At 38.4% G+C, this 19,270-nt stretch carries 13 protein-coding genes; 12 read left to right on the top strand and 1 reads right to left on the bottom strand.

Annotated features, from left to right (window positions below; genetic code table 11):
• The first annotated feature begins 329 nt into the window (after positions 1-329).
• From abc-f to pbpD1, 10 genes are all read left to right on the top strand, one after another.
• Positions 330-1,943, top strand: a complete 1,614-nt coding sequence (abc-f, locus tag R8923_RS08955) for a ribosomal protection-like ABC-F family protein (RefSeq protein WP_485872444.1) — start codon at positions 330-332, stop codon at positions 1,941-1,943.
• A 136-nt stretch (positions 1,944-2,079) separates the two neighbouring features.
• Positions 2,080-2,763: a Crp/Fnr family transcriptional regulator gene (locus R8923_RS08950; RefSeq protein WP_485872443.1), complete on the top strand. Its 684-nt coding sequence runs from the start codon at positions 2,080-2,082 to the stop codon at positions 2,761-2,763.
• 53 nt (positions 2,764-2,816) lie between these two features.
• The gene (locus R8923_RS08945; protein ID WP_485872442.1) at positions 2,817-3,353 is read left to right on the top strand and encodes an O-acetyl-ADP-ribose deacetylase; all 537 of its coding nucleotides are present in this window, start codon (positions 2,817-2,819) and stop codon (positions 3,351-3,353) included.
• A gap of 243 nt (positions 3,354-3,596) precedes the next feature.
• The gene (locus R8923_RS08940) at positions 3,597-4,745 is read left to right on the top strand and encodes an ArgE/DapE family deacylase (RefSeq protein WP_485872441.1); all 1,149 of its coding nucleotides are present in this window, start codon (positions 3,597-3,599) and stop codon (positions 4,743-4,745) included.
• A gap of 493 nt (positions 4,746-5,238) precedes the next feature.
• Positions 5,239-7,023 carry a DNA helicase RecQ gene (gene recQ, locus R8923_RS08935; RefSeq protein ID WP_485872528.1) on the top strand — a complete coding sequence of 595 codons (1,785 nt, stop codon included), beginning with the start codon at positions 5,239-5,241 and terminating at the stop codon, positions 7,021-7,023.
• Positions 7,020-9,179, top strand: a complete 2,160-nt coding sequence (locus R8923_RS08930; RefSeq protein ID WP_485872440.1) for a DNA topoisomerase III — start codon at positions 7,020-7,022, stop codon at positions 9,177-9,179. The genes recQ and R8923_RS08930 overlap by 4 nt, the downstream gene beginning before the upstream one ends.
• A gap of 123 nt (positions 9,180-9,302) precedes the next feature.
• Positions 9,303-10,430 carry a diguanylate cyclase gene (locus R8923_RS08925; protein WP_485872439.1) on the top strand — a complete coding sequence of 376 codons (1,128 nt, stop codon included), beginning with the start codon at positions 9,303-9,305 and terminating at the stop codon, positions 10,428-10,430.
• Positions 10,431-10,551: 121 nt separating this feature from the next.
• Positions 10,552-10,827: a YiaA/YiaB family inner membrane protein gene (locus R8923_RS08920; protein WP_485872438.1), complete on the top strand. Its 276-nt coding sequence runs from the start codon at positions 10,552-10,554 to the stop codon at positions 10,825-10,827.
• Positions 10,828-10,975: 148 nt separating this feature from the next.
• Positions 10,976-12,664, top strand: coding sequence for a CocE/NonD family hydrolase (locus R8923_RS08915; protein ID WP_485872437.1), 1,689 nt, complete (start codon positions 10,976-10,978; stop codon positions 12,662-12,664).
• Between the two features lie 116 nt (positions 12,665-12,780).
• Positions 12,781-14,121 carry a D-alanyl-D-alanine carboxypeptidase PBPD1 gene (gene pbpD1, locus R8923_RS08910; RefSeq protein ID WP_485872436.1) on the top strand — a complete coding sequence of 447 codons (1,341 nt, stop codon included), beginning with the start codon at positions 12,781-12,783 and terminating at the stop codon, positions 14,119-14,121.
• A 124-nt stretch (positions 14,122-14,245) separates the two neighbouring features.
• Here the strand turns inward: pbpD1 and R8923_RS08905 are convergent, their stop codons facing one another.
• Positions 14,246-14,950, bottom strand: coding sequence for a Crp/Fnr family transcriptional regulator (locus tag R8923_RS08905; RefSeq protein WP_485872435.1), 705 nt, complete (start codon positions 14,948-14,950; stop codon positions 14,246-14,248).
• A 403-nt stretch (positions 14,951-15,353) separates the two neighbouring features.
• On the opposite strand from R8923_RS08905, the gene R8923_RS08900 reads away from it, so the two are divergent.
• Both R8923_RS08900 and R8923_RS08895 read left to right on the top strand, forming a co-directional pair.
• On the top strand, positions 15,354-16,025 hold the full coding sequence (locus tag R8923_RS08900) for a Crp/Fnr family transcriptional regulator (RefSeq protein ID WP_485872434.1): 672 nt from the start codon (positions 15,354-15,356) through the stop codon (positions 16,023-16,025).
• A gap of 108 nt (positions 16,026-16,133) precedes the next feature.
• A partial coding sequence (locus R8923_RS08895) for an Ig-like domain-containing protein (protein ID WP_485872433.1) occupies positions 16,134-19,270 on the top strand: 3,137 nt, incomplete at its 3' end.

Below are 19,270 nucleotides of genomic sequence, written 5' to 3'. Positions count from 1 at the left end.
AAGTGTTTCATTGACAATTGACTTAGACTAAGTTATTCTTTAGGAAATAAAGTTAAAGTGAGGTGAGATTAATGTTTCTTTCAAAGGCACAAGCAAGTTTAGTTGAGTTTTTATATATTGTTCGTGCGCTTTTTTCCATTTTCGCGTTTACTGGGGACAAGTCTGCCCAATTTTTAGTAAATGCATAGATGGAATTTGAAGAGAAGCATGGATCTCGTTTTGAATAAATGGGAAAGCACCAGGCGCTTGTCTGGTGCTTTTTTTTGCGTATAAAAATGTTTCACGTGAAACATTCATGCCTCTTTTAAGTGTATGAAGGAGGAACAAATATGAAAATTATTGATTTAAATCAAGTAAGTAAGAGCTTTGCAGGAGATAATATTTTAACGAATATTTCTATGCAAATCATGGAAGGCGAACATGTTGGCCTCATTGGACGAAATGGGGAAGGGAAAAGTACTATATTGAAAATTATTGCGGGTATAGAGAATGTTAACCGTGGGGATGTGACGCGAAAGAAAGGATTGCAAATAGGAATGCTTCATCAATTTCAAGAGAAACAAGATGATGCTACAGTTTATGATGTTTTAAAAAGTAGCTTTTCTGATTTGCTTGAAATGAGTTCTCAAATGGCATATCTGGAAAACCAAATGGCAACGGATACATCGGCTAAAATAATGGACCGATATGGGGCTTTGCTTGCAGCATTTGCCGAACAAGGGGGGTATGAAATTGAATCCGAAATTGCAAAGGTAATGAATGGTCTAGGCATCGCTTCTTTACAAACTAAAAAATTCAAAGATTTAAGCGGAGGTGAAAAAACCAAAACGGCATTAGGCGTTCTTTTATTACAAAAAAACGATTTAATTTTACTAGATGAACCAACCAATCACTTGGATTTAAAAGCAGTGATGTGGTTGACACAATATCTACAGCGCTATAAAGGCGCGATTTTAGTTGTATCTCATGACCGATATTTTTTAGATGAAATTGTTTCAAAAATGATTGAACTAGAAAATCAAGAATTAATCACGTACCACACCAATTTTTCAGGTTATTTAAAGGAACGTGAAGAGCGGATTTTAAGAGAGTTTCAAGCGTATAAAGACCAACAGAAAAAGATTAAGAAAATGAAACAGGCGATTAAGCAGCTTAGAGAATGGGCGATACAAGCCAATCCGCCAAATGATAGCTTCTTTAGGCGAGCCAAAAGTATGGAACGAGCGCTTGAGCGAATGGAGAGACTAAAACGTCCTGTTTTAAGTCAAAAAGAAATGCAGTTGCAGTTTGAGGAGGCAAAGCGAAGCGGGGAAGATGTTGTCTTGTTTGACGAGGTGACGAAATCGTTTCATGATAAGGTTTTGTTTGAAAATGTTAATTTGCATATTCGTGAGGGAGAACGTGTTGCAATTATTGGTGATAATGGTGTTGGGAAGTCGACGCTTCTTCGCATGATTTTAGGCGAGGAGCTACCAAGTAGGGGGTCTGTAAAAGTTGGAAGCAACGTAAAAATCGCTTATTTGTCGCAACAAATGGCTGAAATTTCTGGTGATGAGACTGTGCTTGAAGCTTTCCGCAAAGATGTACATGTGCCAGAAGGTGAAGCACGAAATATGCTGGCGAGTTTTATGTTCTATCAGGAGATGGTTTTTCAAAGAGTTGAACAACTAAGCGGGGGCGAGCGCATGCGTCTTCGATTAGCCAAGTTTATTAATCAACCAGTCAATACGCTTATTTTAGATGAACCAACCAATCATTTGGATATAGTTTCGCGTGAGGTGCTTGAAGAAGCGATTCGGCAATTTAAAGGGACATTAATTGTCATATCACATGATCGTTATTTTATTGATGAAACTTGTTCGCGGACACTTTACTTGCATAATAAAATATTAAACAGCTATGAAGGAAGTTTTTCAAGATTTATAGAAAAAGTTATATTATAACAAAAATAAGCTGTTTTTTGTGACTTTTTTGTGAAAATCGTTAATTTATAAGTTAATTTTGCAAAAAAAAGTTTAACAAAATTGGCAGAAGTGGATTATGATTTTAGTTGAAAGAAACTACAAAGAGGAGTTTTTTATGATGTATACTAGAGAGAATCAAGCCACTCAGATTTCAGAAGATGAAATATTAACCTTTTGCAAGCGTGAAAAGGACTTTAATAAACATGCTAAAATGATTCTTTTTAAGAAGAATCAAACTATTTTTGCTGAATCAAACTTAGAAGAAAAAGTATATTTTCTAGTTGCTGGAACAATGATGTTAAACCTTAGCTTTGAAGAGAAATCGCGACAAGAGTTAACTTTAAAATTTTTAACTGATAGTGCTTTTTTTGTTCCAGAGGCACTTGTACAATTTAATCCAACTATCCGTGTAGATATTAAGTCTTTGACAAACGGGGCATGTTGGGAAATTAGTCGTTCTTTTTTAAATCGTATTTTAACACGCACAGGTTTAGATTTGAGCTTTTTTTCCAATCAGACGGAACGATTTTTGCAAATGACGATGGAGCATTTAGTTAAAAATACGCTATCTAAGGAAGAAAGAATTCGAGCTTGTATTGCTCAAATTGGACTAGAACTTGGTAGAGAAGATGAACAAGGTCAATTTATCTTGCCCTCAGAAATTACTCAGCCGATTTTAGCCAAGTATTCAACGGCGACGCGTGAATTTGTTGCGCTAACACTTGCACGACTTGTACAAGAGGATATTTTACATGTCAGACCAAAGCCGTGGGTCATAAAAGATATTCATCGTCTTTAAAAAATGCACTTTTTCCTTCTATGATTTAAAATAGAGGGAGGAGGTGCTTTTCTATGAAGATACGTTTAGTACAAGGTGATATTACAAAACAGACGACCGATGCGATCGTAAATGCCGCAAACAAAACACTCCTTGGCGGTGGCGGTGTAGATGGTGCCATACACCAAGCAGCTGGTCCCGAATTGCTTTTGGCTTGTAAAAAGATTGTGCAAAAAATTGGAAGCTCTGCAACTGGTGAGGCCGTTATCACCGAAGGATTCCAATTGCCGGCAAAATATGTTATTCATACAGTCGGACCAATTTGGCAAGGTGGGGATAAGCGCGAACCCAATTTACTCGCTTCTTGCTACTGGAAATCGCTTGACCTTGCAGCTTATAAGGAGCTAAAAAGTATTGCATTTCCTAATATTTCAACGGGTATTTATCAATTTCCAAAGGAACTAGCGGCTGAGGTTGCTATAGAAACAGTTTCCGAATGGTTATCTGCAGAGCCAGAAACTTCCTTAGAGGAAATTTGTTTTGTATGTTTTGATGTGGAAAATTATCAATTATATGATGTGAAGTTACGAGAAAAAGGTTTATTAAAATAAAAAAGTGAAATTCTTAGGAAACCTTCATATTATTCACAGTAAATTTTAGGGAAACATGGTTAATATATAGTCATAAGCTAACAACAAAACATTTTCATTTCCCCAAAATGAAAATCCCAAAACTCCCTTTTTTGACCAACGTGGTTTCCTCCCTTTCTCCACGTTGGTTTTTTTGTGCATAAAATGATTGATTTAGGGAATACTTAGAAGTGAGAATAAATTTGAATGAAAGAAGGAAGAATCATGGAACGACAAGAGAAAATACAAATTTTGAAAGACATTGTAGGAATTGATTCAACAAATGGAAATGAAGAAGCAGTAGCGGATTATTTAGCTAAAGTTTTAGAGCGTCATAACATTCCATCTCAAAAACTAATGTTTGCTGAAAAACGGGCAAACTTAATTAGTCAAATTGGGGACCCAAATGGTCGTGTTTTGGGGTTTTCAGGACATATGGATGTAGTTGATGCCGGAAATTTAGCAGATTGGGACACACCTCCATTTGAAGGAACTGAACGGGACGGAAATTTATATGGTCGCGGAGCAACGGATATGAAATCCGGGCTAGCGGCTCTTATTATCGCAATGATTGAACTTGAGGAAGAAAATATTTCTTTGGATGGAGAAATTAAGTTACTTGCAACTGTCGGTGAGGAAGTAGGAGAGTTAGGTGCTAAACAGTTAACTGAGGAAGGATATGCCGATAATTTAGATGGTCTAATTATCGGAGAACCGAGCGGGCATAATATTGTCTATGCGCACAAGGGATCGATGAATTACACGATTACCTCTTTTGGAAAGAATGCCCATAGTTCGATGCCTGAACTTGGGATTAATGCAATTGATAATTTAAGACTTTGTTATAATGCACTAGAAAGTTATGTTCAAACAATACAAAAGGAAAATACCATTTTAGGAAAATTCATTCATAATGTCACCATCATTGAAGGTGGAAATCAAGTAAACAGCATTCCTGAGAAAGCCTATATGCAAGGGAATATTCGAACAATTCCAGAAGTGAACAATGAAGAAGTGAAACAAAGGTTTGCTGAAATCTTGGAGCAGTTAAACGCGCAAGAGCAAGTTCATTTAGAGCTAACTTGGGATTATGATAAGCAACCAGTGTTTAGTGAGGCGGACTCTAAACTTGTTAAAATCGCTCAAAACGTGGCCAAAGAACTTATTGGAGAAGAAATGCCACTTCTTGGAGTTTCAGGGACAACAGATGCAGCAGAATTTACAAAATCAAAAAAAGAATTTTCAACGATTATTTTTGGACCGGGTAATGATACGCCGCACCAAGTGAACGAATATGTTAGTATCGCCAACTACCTAGAAATGATTGATGTATATAAACAAATCGCGATTCGCTTTTTGAATGAAAAGAAATAAATCATTTTCTTAGTAAATTTTCATTTTTTTCACAGTAGAATTTAGGGAAGACTCGGTAATATATAGTCATAAGCTAACAACAAAACATTTTCATTTTCCCCTTTTAAATGAAAATCCCAAAACTCCCTTTTTTGACCAGTGTGGTTCCTCCCTTTTCCACACTGGTTTTTTCATGCCTTATTAAAAACCGAAAATATATTTAAAAGTTCATTTTCTTAATGAATTTTCATTTTTTTCACAGCAGAATTTAGGGAAGACTCGGTAATATATAGTCATAAGCTAACAACAAAACATTTTCATTTTTCCCCTTTTAAATGAAAATCCCAAAACTCCCTTTTTTGACCAACGTGGTTTCCTCCCTTTTTCCACGTTGGTTTTTTCATGCCTTTTTACAGGTCAAAACAAGGTTTTATAACTTTTTCGCGATTATCCATTTTGCCTATTTTATGTTACACTTTTAAATAGACTAGATACGAAAAAGGAGGCGTATGTGTTGCTCAAACAGGCAGAAGAAGTTTTACAAAAGAGCTTTGGCTATACGTCATTTCGCTCGGGACAAAAAGAAGCGATTGAACAGCTTTTAAATCGGCAAGATACACTTGCGATTATGCCAACAGGAGGCGGAAAGTCACTATGCTATCAAATTCCAGCACTAGTGTTTGATGGGCTAACAATTGTTGTGTCACCGCTTATCTCCCTAATGAAAGATCAGGTCGATGCGCTCCGTGCGGCGGGGATCTCGGCGACGTTTATAAATAGTACATTATCTGTTCGGGAAGTAAATGAAAGGTTAAACTTGGCACGGACTGGAAACCTTAAAATGCTTTATATTGCACCTGAGCGATTAGATACACCACAATTTCAAAATCTTTTAAATGAAATGGAGATTTCCCTTTTTGCAATTGATGAGGCACACTGTATCTCACAGTGGGGACATGATTTTAGGCCAAGCTATTTAAAATTGTGTGACTATTTAAATGATATGAACGAAAGACCACTCATTATCGCTTTGACAGCTACCGCAACGCCAGACGTTTCTGAGGATATTTGCAATTTGCTCGGCATTCAAAATGGAAATGTGATCAAAACAGGGTTTTCTAGGGACAATTTAGCTTTTCAAGTCGTAAAAGGCCAAGATAAGGATAAATATTTGTTAGATTATTTGGCAGAAAATCGTAGTGAATCGGGCATTGTGTATGCTGCCACACGCAAAGAAGTTGAACGAATTGCAGGTTTTTTAAATAAAAATGGCGTTTCGTCTGGGATGTATCACGGGGGCATGAGTGATTTGGAGCGTGATGAGACACAAAATGCTTTCCTTTTTGACGAAAAAAGAGTGATTGTAGCAACAAATGCATTTGGCATGGGGATTAATAAATCGAATGTACGCTTTGTTTTGCATTATAACATTCCGCGCAACATGGAGGCCTACTATCAAGAAGCAGGGCGTGCGGGACGCGACGGAGTGCCAAGTGACTGCATTTTGCTTTTTTCGCCGCAAGATACGCATATTCAGCAGTTTTTGATTGAACAGTCAGAGCTCAAAGATGAGCGAAAGGAAAATGAATATCGCAAGCTGCGGCAAATGTCGGGGTACGGGTATACAGAGATTTGTTTGCAAAAATATATCGTTCAGTACTTCGGTGAGGACGAGGAAAACTGCGGGAAATGTAGTAATTGTTTGGATACTCGTGAGGAAAAAGATATTACGGTTCAAGCGCAACAAGTATTTTCTTGTGTGAAACGTATGGGTGAGCGCTTTGGAAAAGTACTCGTAGCTAAAGTTTTAACTGGCTCGAAAGACCAAAAAGTGAAGCAATGGCATTTTGACAAGCTTAGTACGCATGGCTTAATGAAGGGCATGTCACAAAAAGATGTTTTGCAACTCATCGACTATTTAACGGCGGAAAAATATTTGCAGCCGGCTGATGGACAATTTCCATCACTTTATTTGACGGAAAAAGCCATTCGGGTATTGAAATCGGAACTAATTGTTATGCGAAAAGAGGCCAAACAGGCGACGCGTGTTATTCTCGATGTGGATGAGACGTTATTTGAGTCGTTGCGCGAGAGAAGGCGAGAGCTTGCTGTGCGCGATAAGGTGCCACCGTATATCATTTTTTCTGATGAAACGCTACGTGAGATGTGCCAATTTTTACCGCAAAATGAAGCGGACATGTTGAAAATTAAAGGTGTTGGGGCGGTTAAGATGGAAAAATACGGCTTTGAATTTTTAACACTTTTACAAAATGAACAAAATGGAGTGAATGTAGAATGACAAAAACGGTAGTGCTTGCTGAAAAGCCCTCTGTTGGTAAGGATATTGGACGCGTTTTACATGCGCGTGGAAATAGTAAGAGCGGTTTTTTGGAAGGCGATAAGTATATTGTGACGTGGGCTCTTGGGCATCTCATTACGCTGGCAGATCCTGAGATGTATGACGCAAAATTTAAGAGCTGGGATATGGCAGATCTCCCCATTTTACCCGAAAAAATGAAGTTAGTGCCGATTAAGGAGACTCGTCGGCAATATGAGACGGTGAAGAAACTTTTGCTTAGAAAGGATGTCTCGGAGGTTGTGATTGCGACTGATGCGGGGCGCGAGGGCGAACTTGTTGCCAGGTGGGTGCTTGATTATGCGAAAGTTCGTAAACCCGTTAAGCGCTTGTGGATTTCATCTGTGACAGATAAGGCAATCCGAGCAGGCTTTAAAAATTTAAAGCCTGGAAAAAACTATGAAAATCTTTACCACTCAGCAGTTGCTCGTTCGGTTGCGGACTGGGTTGTTGGGATTAATGCAACACGAGCTTTGACAACAAAATTTAATGCACAACTTTCTTGTGGGCGGGTTCAAACGCCGACGCTTGCCATGATTGCAGCTCGCGAGGAAGAAATTCAAAAATTTAAGCCGAGGGAGCATTATACGCTTGAAGCTGTCACGGAAAATGGTACTTTTGCTTGGAAAGAGGGACAAGTTTTTGATAAGGAGCGAGTCGAAACGCTTTTAAAAAATTTACGTGGTGCTGACTTAAATGTGACAAGTGTTGAAGTGAAAGAGAAAAAAAGCTTTTCACCTGGATTGTATGATTTAACTGAACTTCAACGCGACGCGAACCAGCGCTATGATTTCTCAGCGAAAGAAACGCTAAATTTAATGCAAAATTTATATGAGCGTCATAAAGTGTTGACCTACCCACGTACAGATTCGCGCTATCTTTCGGATGATATCGTTCCTACTTTAAAAGAGCGCCTTGAAGGTTGTGGGGTGGGCGAATATGCGAAATTTGCCCGAAGCATTATCGGGAAAGGCATAAAAGCGAATAAGTCTTTTGTTGATAACCGCAAAGTTAGTGATCACCACGCAATTATTCCAACTGAGGAAACCGTGTCACTTGGCGATTTATCGGATAAAGAACGAAAAATTTATGACCTTGTCGTCACACGCTTTCTAGCAGTGCTTTCTGAACCTTATGTATATGAGGAAACGAGTGTCGAAGCGGAAATAGAAAAAGTTGCTTTTTCTTTAAAAGGAAAAGTAGTGAAGTCACTTGGTTGGAAAGCGGTAGCTGGACGTCATGACGAGGCGGACACAGTAACAAAAATGAAAGTCGGTGACAAAATCTCTGTCAGACAAGTTCAAATTCGTTCTGGAAAAACCAAACCACCAGCAAGATTCAATGAAGCGACACTACTTTCAGCAATGGAAAACCCAAGTAAATATATGGCGACTTCCGACAAGAGTTTAGCAAAAACACTCGGTGAAACAGGCGGACTTGGCACAGTAGCAACACGTGCAGATATTATCGAAAAACTTTTCAACAGCTTCTCTTTGGAAAAACATGGAAAAGAAATTCAAATTACATCAAAAGGACGCCAATTATTGGACTTAGTTCCGTCTGATTTAAAATCTCCAGAATTAACGGCTATTTGGGAGCAAAAGCTATCGCAAATTGCATCTGGAAAATTGAATGAACAAAAATTCACAAGTGAAATGCGTGACTACGCTAAGAAAGCTGTTTTGGAAATCAAGCAAAACGACCGCAAGTTTAAGCACGATAATGTCACATCACAAAAATGTCCAGACTGCGGCAAGTTAATGCTGAAGGTTAAAGGTAAGCGTGGCACCATGCTAGTATGCCAAGACCGAGAATGCGGGCACCGCGAATCACTGTCGCGTGCGACTAATGCCCGCTGCCCAAATTGTCATAAAAAACTTGAATTAAAAGGGCAAGGAGATAAACAAATTTTTGTTTGTGGTACCTGTGGATATCGCGAGAAACTAAGCGCATTCAATGATCGTCGTGGCAAAGAGAAAAATAAAAATGTTTCTAAAAAAGATGTAGCAAAGTATATGAAACAACAAAATAAACAAGATGACGAACCATTTAATAATCCGATGGCTGAAGCTTTAGCTAAACTAAAATTGGATAAATAAGAGAGAGAATGTTTCATGTGAAACATTCTCTCTTATTTCTTTAGATTTATTTGTGATAAATTTTACAAAAAAATAACGAATTGGTAAAATAAAAGTAGAAATCCATTATGGGAAGGAAAAAGTATGTTAATTGAAATTGTGATGGCGTCACTGACCAATGTTTTTATTGTAATTACGGGTTGTTATATTATCAATAAAGTAATCCCAAACGAAAAAAAACTGAGTCTGACTTGGAAGACGCGAGGCTATATCGTTCTAGTTGCTTCTATTACAAATTTTGCGCTGATGTTTTTTGCCGTTAAGTTGCCAAGTGGGATTCAAGTGGATTTACGCTTTATTGTTTTTATGTTACTTGCTTACTATGTCGGTGCTTCGCCAGCGCTTCTAACCGCGCTTGTCGCTTGTGGTATCCGAATTTTTATTGGAGGCGGACTAAACGAAGCATCGTTATTTGGCGTTTTTTGCACAATAGTCGTTGCACTCCCACTTATTTTTATAGCTGTAAAACTTAGAAAAAGTAAGTGGCATCAAATTCAATCATTTTTAATTTTAAATACGATAGGCGTAACAATTTACACCACCACACTTTTCCTTTATTACGGATTTCAGTCATTTGTATTTTTAATCGGGGGGAGTATTTTTGTCGTTTCCTTCGTTGCACTCTTTAGCATCAAGTTCCTTATCAATGATATGCTAACAACGCGTCGCCTGCTTCGCGAAGAAGTTGAGTATGCGTATCGTGATTTTTTGACCGGACTCTATAATGTTCGGGCATTTAGCAACCGCACAAAAGAACTCGCGAAAAATCCAAAAGTTGAGACGCTCGCAATTTTTATTATGGATATTGATTTTTTTAAGAAAGTAAACGATACGTATGGGCACGCATCAGGTGACCGCGTACTCCAATCTATTGCGCAGACGATGAAAGTAAAGGTAGAAGAGCCTAGTAATCTCTTTCGGGTTGGCGGCGAAGAGTTTTGCTACCTACTACCCAATGCGCCTAGTGAAGTAGCTCGCCAAGTTGGTGAAGAAATTCGGTTGGCTATCCAAGAACATCCAATAACGCTTAGCTCAAGTGAAATTATTCAAACAACTATCTCTATCGGTATCGCAACAGGCGGAAAAAGCAGAAAGCAACTAAACAAGCTCTACCAATACGCTGACAAAGCGCTTTATGATGCCAAACATACTGGACGGAACAAAGTGGTTGTATATGAAAGTGAAGAAACAAAGACATTTATTGCTGATTAAATATTTTGCAAGGTAATCCGTGTCTTTATGCCTAAAAATGTAGAAAAGTTGTCACATATATACAGTGGTTTCTGTGTTATAGTGTTGTAGAAGGGAATTTATAAAAAAGGAGAATAGAGATATGAAAAGAAAAGCTTATCGAAATTCACCGGCTTTTGTCTTGTTAGCATGGGGGTCTTTTGTGACATTTTTGGCACTCATGATAATCGGTTTAGTGACACTAAAAGAGCCGTTGATGGTAAAAGGGTATTATCTAATGGGAGCTGTAGGACTTATTTCTTCTGCTTTCACAGTAGCGAAAGTAGTACGTGATAATCAAGAGGACGAGGAACGTTACAACCAAATGTTCCGCGCCATTGATCAAGCATCTGAACGAAAAGAACAAGAAACCGTTTAAAATGTAAAAACAAATTGGAAAGTTTTCAGCCTCCAATTTGTTTTTTTAAAATTACAATGTTTTTACAGGGGTTTTTAGCAAACTAAAAGCCTCTTTTTTGACTTCTTTTCCAATTTACGAAAAAATAAGAAGGAGAGGTGGTTTTAAAATGGAATCAAAACGGATTGTTTTAGAACGAAATGTTGCTATGGAAACGCGTGACGGGGTTACACTTATGGCAGATATTTACCGCCCAGAAGAAGGGGTTTATCCAGTTTTACTTACTAGGCTGCCTTACAGCAAGGAATACGGATTGAACTTTATGCGAGCAGAAATTTTGGCGGAGGCGGGCTATGTTGTCATTGTGCAGGATGTGCGTGGTCGCTATTCTTCTGGGGGGAAATTTGTACCTTATGTTGCTGAGGTTTCAGACGGGTTTGATACGATTAAGTGGGCGGCAAGCCTACCATATGCAAACGGCGAAGTGGGCATGTTCGGTCTTTCTTATTATGGTTACACGCAAATGCTTGCTGCGATTAGCGGAGCCCCTGAGCTAAAGGCTATCGCACCAGTCATGGCACAAAATAGTATGACGGATGTATTTAATGACCATAACGGGACGCTTGAACTTGGTATGTGGGAAACATGGAATTTAGAGTCAATGCTGCCGAATATGATTGTGCGAGGAAAATCACCAAAACAAACTGAACTTTTGAAAGAAGTAATGTGTAATTTAGACAATATTAATTCTTGGTACCATTTTAAGCCTTATAAAAAGTGGCCGCCGATTGTTCAAACAGGAGCGATGAATTATTTTTCGGAATTGCTCTCGCTTCGCGCAGATGATACGCACTGGAACGAAATTACGGTACGCGATCATTATGCACGTGTCAATGTACCGGGGCTACATATTGCAGGTTGGTACGACTGCTTTTTAGATAAAACCATTGCAAATTTTAAAAACGGGCATGAACGTGGTTTGGGAGATAAACTGATTATTGGGCCGTGGACGCATGCAAATTTCACACAGTATATTGGAAATCGGGATTTTGGGTCGGCAGCAAATAAATTTAGCGGACCAAGTATGCATAAATTACATCTAGCATGGTTTGATCATCATTTGAAGGGTGAAAATGAGTCGCCGCGTCCTGCGGTTGAATATTTTGCGATGGGGGCGAATGAATGGCGGTCTGCAAAAAATTGGCCGCTTGAGAATACACATTTTACGCCGTTTTATTTGACAAGCGGCGGGTCGGCAAACACGCGAAATGGTGACGGCAGGCTTTCTATTCGGTTGCCAGTGGAGGATAAAACGCAAGATTTTTATACGTATAATCCTGAAAATCCAGTGCCATCAAATGGCGGCGGTACGCTCCACAAAGGGCTTCAGGTTGACGGGCCAAAAGATCAGTCAGCGCTTGAAGAGCGCCGGGATATTTTGTGTTATACGTCAAGCCCTATGGAAGAGGCGCTCGAAGTGACGGGGCCGATTGTTGTGGAATTATATGCGAAAACGGATGCAGTGAATACAGATTTTACAGCCAAACTGGTGGATGTTGCACCGGACGGAACGGCGTTCAATTTGGCAGATGGAATTATTCGTGCGTCTAGCGTCTATGAGGAGGATGTCCAGCACCATATTTTAAAATATACAATTGATTTATGGGCGGTTAGTAATGTATTTCTTCCAGGACACCAGATTCGTCTTGAGATATCTTCAAGCAACTTCCCGCGTTTTGATCCAAACCCGAACACAGGCGCTAGCTTTATTGATACAGTGACAAGCACTTCTGCCAATCAAATTATTTTTCACGATGCCAAACATCCGTCCTGTGTCATTTTGCCGATAATAAAATAATAGATAAGTCTATAGTTGGTGTACGCTACGGGGGATTCATGATAAAATAAAATGGTATGTTTTTAATTTTAGAAAAAACTGGTGCTTACCAGTGGTTTTATAAAGGAGAAGGTAGAGTGAAGAATTTTACAAAAAAACTGGGCGCAATTTTAATGGCTGGAACAGTAGCCATTAGTGGATTATTTATGAGTCCAAATTTAGTGCAGGCGGCAGATGCCCCAAACGTAAATGCAAGTGCAGCAATTGCGATTGAGGAAAGCACGGGAAAAATTTTATATTCGAAAGATGCCGATAAATTACTAGGAATTGCGTCCATGACGAAAATGGTGGATGAATACATTCTCCTTGAACAAATCCATGATGGAAAATTAAAATGGGACGATAAAGTTACGATTTCTGAATATGCACATAAAATTTCGCAAGATACATCTCTTTCAAACGTACCCCTCCGTCTAGGTGAAGAGTACACCGTCCAAGAATTATATGAAGCGATGGCCATCTATTCCGCAAACGGTGCGGCTATTGCACTCTCTGAAAAAATCGCCGGTTCCGAAGGTAAGTTTGTTGATATGATGAACAAAAAAGCGAATGAATTAAAACTTGGCGAGCACAAGTTCGTTAATTCCACTGGTTTAAACAATGAAGATTTAAAAGGTATGGAACAAGTTGGAACAAACAAAGATGAAAATCAGATGACCGCGCGTGGTATGGCGAAACTCGCGAAGCATCTCGTCGAAGATTATCCAGAAGTCCTAAAAACCGCAAGCATTACGAAAAAGGATTTCCGCCCAGGGACTTCCGACCGTATTGCGATGACAAACTGGAACTGGCTTTTACCAGGCCTAATTTATGGTCGTGCAGGTGTTGACGGCCTTAAAACAGGGACAACTGATTACGCAGGCATGTGCTTAACCGCTACAGCCGTCCAAAATGATATGCGCGTCATTACCGTAGTCCTTCACGCAAACGGTGGAAACGGGGCGGGCCAACATAATAGCGCACGCTTTGACGAAACAAACAAAATGCTCGACTACGCATTCAACAATTTTAAAGTACAAGAAGTGCAAAAAGCTGGAACCAAAGTAAAGGATCCTAAAACTATTCCCGTGTCTAAAGGTAAGGAAGATACAGTTGGACTTGTAACCGGAACGGAGGCCAAGCTAGTCGTGCCCGTTTCTATTCCCGACGTCAAATTAGACACCAAAACGATTCTCAAAGAAAAGTCGATTGATGCTCCTGTCAAAAAAGGAGCAGACGTAGGGACAATGTCAATTGCTCTCAAAAACGGTGATAGCCTAGGCTATGTTGATGGAAACAAAGCCCTAACAATACCAGTCGTAACAGCCACAAGCGTAGAAGAAGCAGGCTGGTTCACGCAAAGCATGCGTTCAGTTGGCGACTTCTTCCAAGGTGTAGGAACGTATGTGAGCGACGGAGTTAAAGGTTGGTTTAACTAAAAATATAGTATAAAGACCGTAAACAAAGTATTTATTTACTTTTGCTTACGGTCTATTTTTTATTTAAAGACAATACTCATAAAAAATGTAATCTATCATTCGGTTGGAAATAAATATCATACATTTAAACTAAAAGAGAGAAGCCATAAGGTATGTCGGTCACAAGAGCAGTTGGCTTTTTTAAAACCCATCGTTTTCTTTTAACAGATATAATATCCTTTTTAACTAATTCAGTTAGCACTCCTGAAACGCTGGAATTAGATGCGGCTGTTAACTCTCCTAATTTTTCATATGTTAGAAATCCAGGTAATTCAATTTCTCCATTTTCCTGCTGAATACCAAATTTTTCTCCTAAAAAACGCAACATATAATAGATTCTTTGATGTGCGGAAAGAGAATTCATGATAATTTGTAAGATAGATGTTCTGGCAACGCGGTTTTGGTAGTTCATTAAAATAATATTTCTAGGGTCTTCGATTTGAATAACTTTGTAAAAGAATTCGCGGTCAATTTCCCATAGAATACATTTGGATAATGCTTGGAGTGTAAACTTTGTATCTGTCATTACCTCTTTTCTAACTCGTAAGAAGGGGAATTCTCCCCGCTTAGATAAAAATATGAAAACAGGAACACCACCATATTGTATAGCTAATTTTGTATACCCTTCTTGAATAAAATATAGTTTAGGTGTATATATATCAAATTCAATCTGTCGACCTTCCAAAAGCTCTATCTGGTGACATTTTTGGCTAAATAATTTATGACGCTTTAATAAGTTCATAGTATATTCAAAATTACTGAAGTCGTTTAGAAAATTTTTTGAATACATAATTGCTCCTCCTTTAATGACTCATCTAAGTTTATTTACCCTAATATAGAGTGGCGTAATCTTTCAAATTTGGTAGTAAACGGATGTTTTAATTCTAAAAATATATCTTAATTATGACAAAGCGGCATTTTGAAACTTTCATAAAATGTTCACATTTAGCTATTTAAGCGCTTTATTTTTTAAATTACTTTCAAAAATAAAAAAAACGATATATTTAGCGCTAATTTTGAAATTAAGCTAAATATGAACGCTATTTTTTAGTGGTAAACTAGGTATTATTCTAAAACGTAACAAAATGTTCATGAAAAACAATATATTTTTTAAAATCATATCTGTAACCTATCTTTCAAAATAGAGAGAATAACTCTAAAATGGGTACAGAAGTTACGGAAAGGAGGAAAACATGGATATACTTGCAAATTTATATTCCAAAGAGGAAGTGACTCAACTTTTTAATGAAACAGCTCTTTTAGAATTTTTAATTAAAGACTCGTTTATCAAAAGTGAAGCAGTCGAGTTTGCTAATCGTCAAATTTTAGTTTCAGATAAAAGCGATGAAAAAATTTATTTTATAAAAGATGGTTTGGTTTCGGTTACTAGCGAAGAACAAATTTTATTTTTTTTGGGCCCAGGTCATTTTATTGGATTAGAAAATATTGTATTTCAAGACACTACTTCTTTTACGTTTACTTCCGTTGGAAAGGTAAATGTCATCGAATTTAATAAAAATAAAGTCATTGAAGCACTAATGAGCTTGCAAGAAGGATGGATGTTTTTGTATCTCATTAATCGGAATATTGAAAAAATAATAGTTGAACACCTTCATTTTTATCAAAAAAAAGCTAAACATAGAGTAGAAGCCATGCTCAGAAGTTTGGCGACTGAAATTAAATATACTTCAGAAGACTACGTTTTTTTACCTAAAGCACTTAACCATGGCCTTTTAATAAATTACATGGGCATTAGTTATGTTACTTTTAAAAAAATTTGTAGGGAGCTAAAGCATGAAGAATTTTTAATTCATAAAAAAAGGAAGGGCTCATTTGGAATTGCAATTTCTGATGAAAGGGGGTAAATGAATGATAAGCCTAAAGAGCCGTCTAGAGCCTCCTTAGAAATGAAATTTTAAAATCTATTCTAGGAATTTCTAGCTTATCAAATTAAATTAAAAGGAGATACAATTGTGACAAAATCAAAATTTAAAAGGGTAGCGATTGGTGCTATTACAGCAACTGTCATTGCTTCGACATTTGCAACGAGTATGCCATTTAATGTTTTAACCGCAAAAGCTGCGGAGGGCGATGCTCAAAAAACAAGTTTAAACAGTTCTTTATTAGGAGCAACCTCAACAAATCTATTAAAGAATCCAGAGTTTAATGGAATTGGAAACTGGGATTATAGAATTTATACGGATGCCTATGTGGGTATCAACACGAGTAGAACATATGACTACAGCACAGCTGATCAATGGTACTATATCAATGGATATAAAGAAAATTCTATGGCGGTTAAACCGAATAACAACGGTTCTATCGATGTTTGGTTGAATAGAACCATGGATAATGGACCAGCAGGATCAGTGGTACAAACAGTTACTACTATTCCAGGACATCGTTATGAATTCAAATATACAACAACTAATATGTCAAATGGGTTATATAACGTAATGATTTTTAAAGGTACGAGCCTAGCGACAGAATCTCCTCTTGCATCATCTGGCGCAGGATGGTCTTCTACTTTTGGAGCGTATACATTGAGTTTTACAGCGCAAACCACGCAGACTACAGTTGATCTTAACGCTTTTAGAACAGCAAATTCAGGAACTGTTCGTTTCTCTAATTTAAGCTTGGTTGATATCGATGCGGTTGGCATAACGATTAACCCTTTAAATACGAAAAGCACAACAGCAACTGGTACAGCAACGCCTAATGCGAGCGTAGATATTTATGCTGGTAGCACTAAACTTGGAACAGGTACAGCAAATTCAAGTGGAGTTTACAATATTAGTATCCCTGCACAAACAAGTGGAACTATTGTCAAAGCAACTGATAATGCAACTGGATTATCTGCTACCACAACGGTTACACAAGCTCCGTTGCAACCGACAACTATAACAGATGTATACACGACTAGCACAGTTGTTAGTGGTACAGCTGAACCTAACTCTAATGTTGTTGTGAAAAACAGTGCAGGAACTACGATTGCTTCTGGAAAAGCAAGTGCAACTGGTGCTTACAACTTCACTATTACACCACAAAAATATAATGATACACTTACCGCGACAGCGACAATTGGTACCCAATCATCTGCGGCTAGCACAAAAGTAAAAGATAATACTACGCCAAGCAGACCAATAGTGAACCCGGTTACTGACCTAGATACAACCATTTCTGGAAAAGGAGTTCCAGGAAATAAAATTGAATTCACACTTGGAGGCACAACTTATTCTGGTACGGTAGATGCCAATGGGAATTATACCATTACAATTCCTAAACAAGCAGCTGGAACTATTATTGATGTGTATCAAGTAAATCCAAATAATGGAAATAAAAGCCCAGCAGCGACTGTAACGGTTCAAGATACAACTTTGGCAAAACCTGTCATCTCTCCTGTTGAAGCGGGTGATACAACAGTAACCGTAACAGGTGCACCAGGAGCTACCATCACATTAACAACACCAGACGGACAAAGCGGTTCTAAACTAGCAGATGCGACTGGAAAAGCTGTCTTTACAGTAGACCCTGCCAAAATCAATGATGTGTATACAGCGACACAAACAGGTGCAAATGGCAAGCCAAGTCCAGCGGCAACGTATACAGTAGTCGATACTTCAACACCGGCTGCCCCGACACCAAATACTGTAAAAGATACAGATACTTCAATTACTGGTAAGGCTGTTCCTGGTAATACGGTAACAGTTAAAATTGACGGCGTGAGCTACACAGGTACAACAGATGCATCAGGTAACTTCTATATTTTAATTCCGAAGCAACCAAGTGGAAAAGTGATTGAGGTTACACAAACGAGCCAAACAAACGGTAATGTAAGCCCAGTAGCTACAGTAACGGTTCAAGATACAACTTTGGCAAAACCTGTTATCTCTCCTGTTGAAGCAGGCGATACAAAAGTAACCGTAACAGGTGTACCAGGAGCTTCCATTACATTAACGACACCAGACGGACAAAGCAGTTCTAAACTAGCAGATGCGACTGGAAAAGCTATCTTTACAGTAGACCCTGCTAAAATCGATGATGTGTACAGCGCTACACAAACAGGTGCAAATGGCAAACCAAGTCCAGCGGCAACTTATACGGTAGTGGATACTTCAACACCAGATGCCCCAACACCAAATACTGTAAAAGATACGGATACTTCAATTACTGGTAAAGCTGTTCCTGGTAACACGGTAACAGTTAAAATTGATGGCGCAACCTATACAGGCACAGCAGATGCATCAGGTAACTTCAATATTTCAATTCCGAAACAACCAAGTGGAAAAGTGATTGAGGTTACACAAACGAGCAAAACAAATGGTAATGTGAGCCCAGTAGCTACAGTAACGGTTCAAGATACAACCTTGGCAAAACCTGTTATCTCCCCTGTTGAAGCAGGCGATACAAAAGTAACCGTAACAGGTGTACCAGGAGCTACCATCACATTAACGACACCAGATGGACAAAAAACAGCGAAAATAGCGGACGCAACAGGTAAAGCTACCTTTAACGTAGACCCGGCTAAAGCAGGAGATATGTATACAGCGACACAAACTGGAGCTAATGGGAAACCAAGTCCAGCAGCTACAGCTGTAGCTACAGCCGTTGCGACTAGTGGAACGATTACAACTACTGATTTCACACTAGGAAAAGATAAAAACATTATAGGAACTTACACTGGAGATGTGAAATCTTTCCGAGTGACGATTAATGGCAATGTATATAAAGGTGGTACGATTAATCCTGCAACAGGTACCTATTCGTTCTATGCTTATGACAAGATTTCAGAATTAGGTACTTTTAAAATTGAAGGATTAGATGCTAGTGGGAAAGTACTGGATACTAAAATAGGCTCGATTGTTGCAAACAATACGCCAAATCCTCCAGGAACTGGAACAATCACAACTACTGATTTCACACTAGGAAAAGATAAAAACATTATAGGAACTTACACTGGAGACGTGAAATCTTTCCGAGTGACGATTAATGGCAATGTATATACAGGCGGTGCGATTAATCCTGCAACAGGCACCTATTCGTTCTATGCTTATGACAAGATTTCAGAATTAGGTACTTTTAAAATTGAAGGATTAGATGCTAGTGGGAA

It is taken from the genome of Listeria tempestatis (assembly GCF_963575625.1).
Taxonomy (GTDB): domain Bacteria; phylum Bacillota; class Bacilli; order Lactobacillales; family Listeriaceae; genus Listeria; species Listeria tempestatis.
Note: the sequence above shows the minus strand (reverse complement) of the source record. Positions and strands in the feature narration are given on the sequence as shown.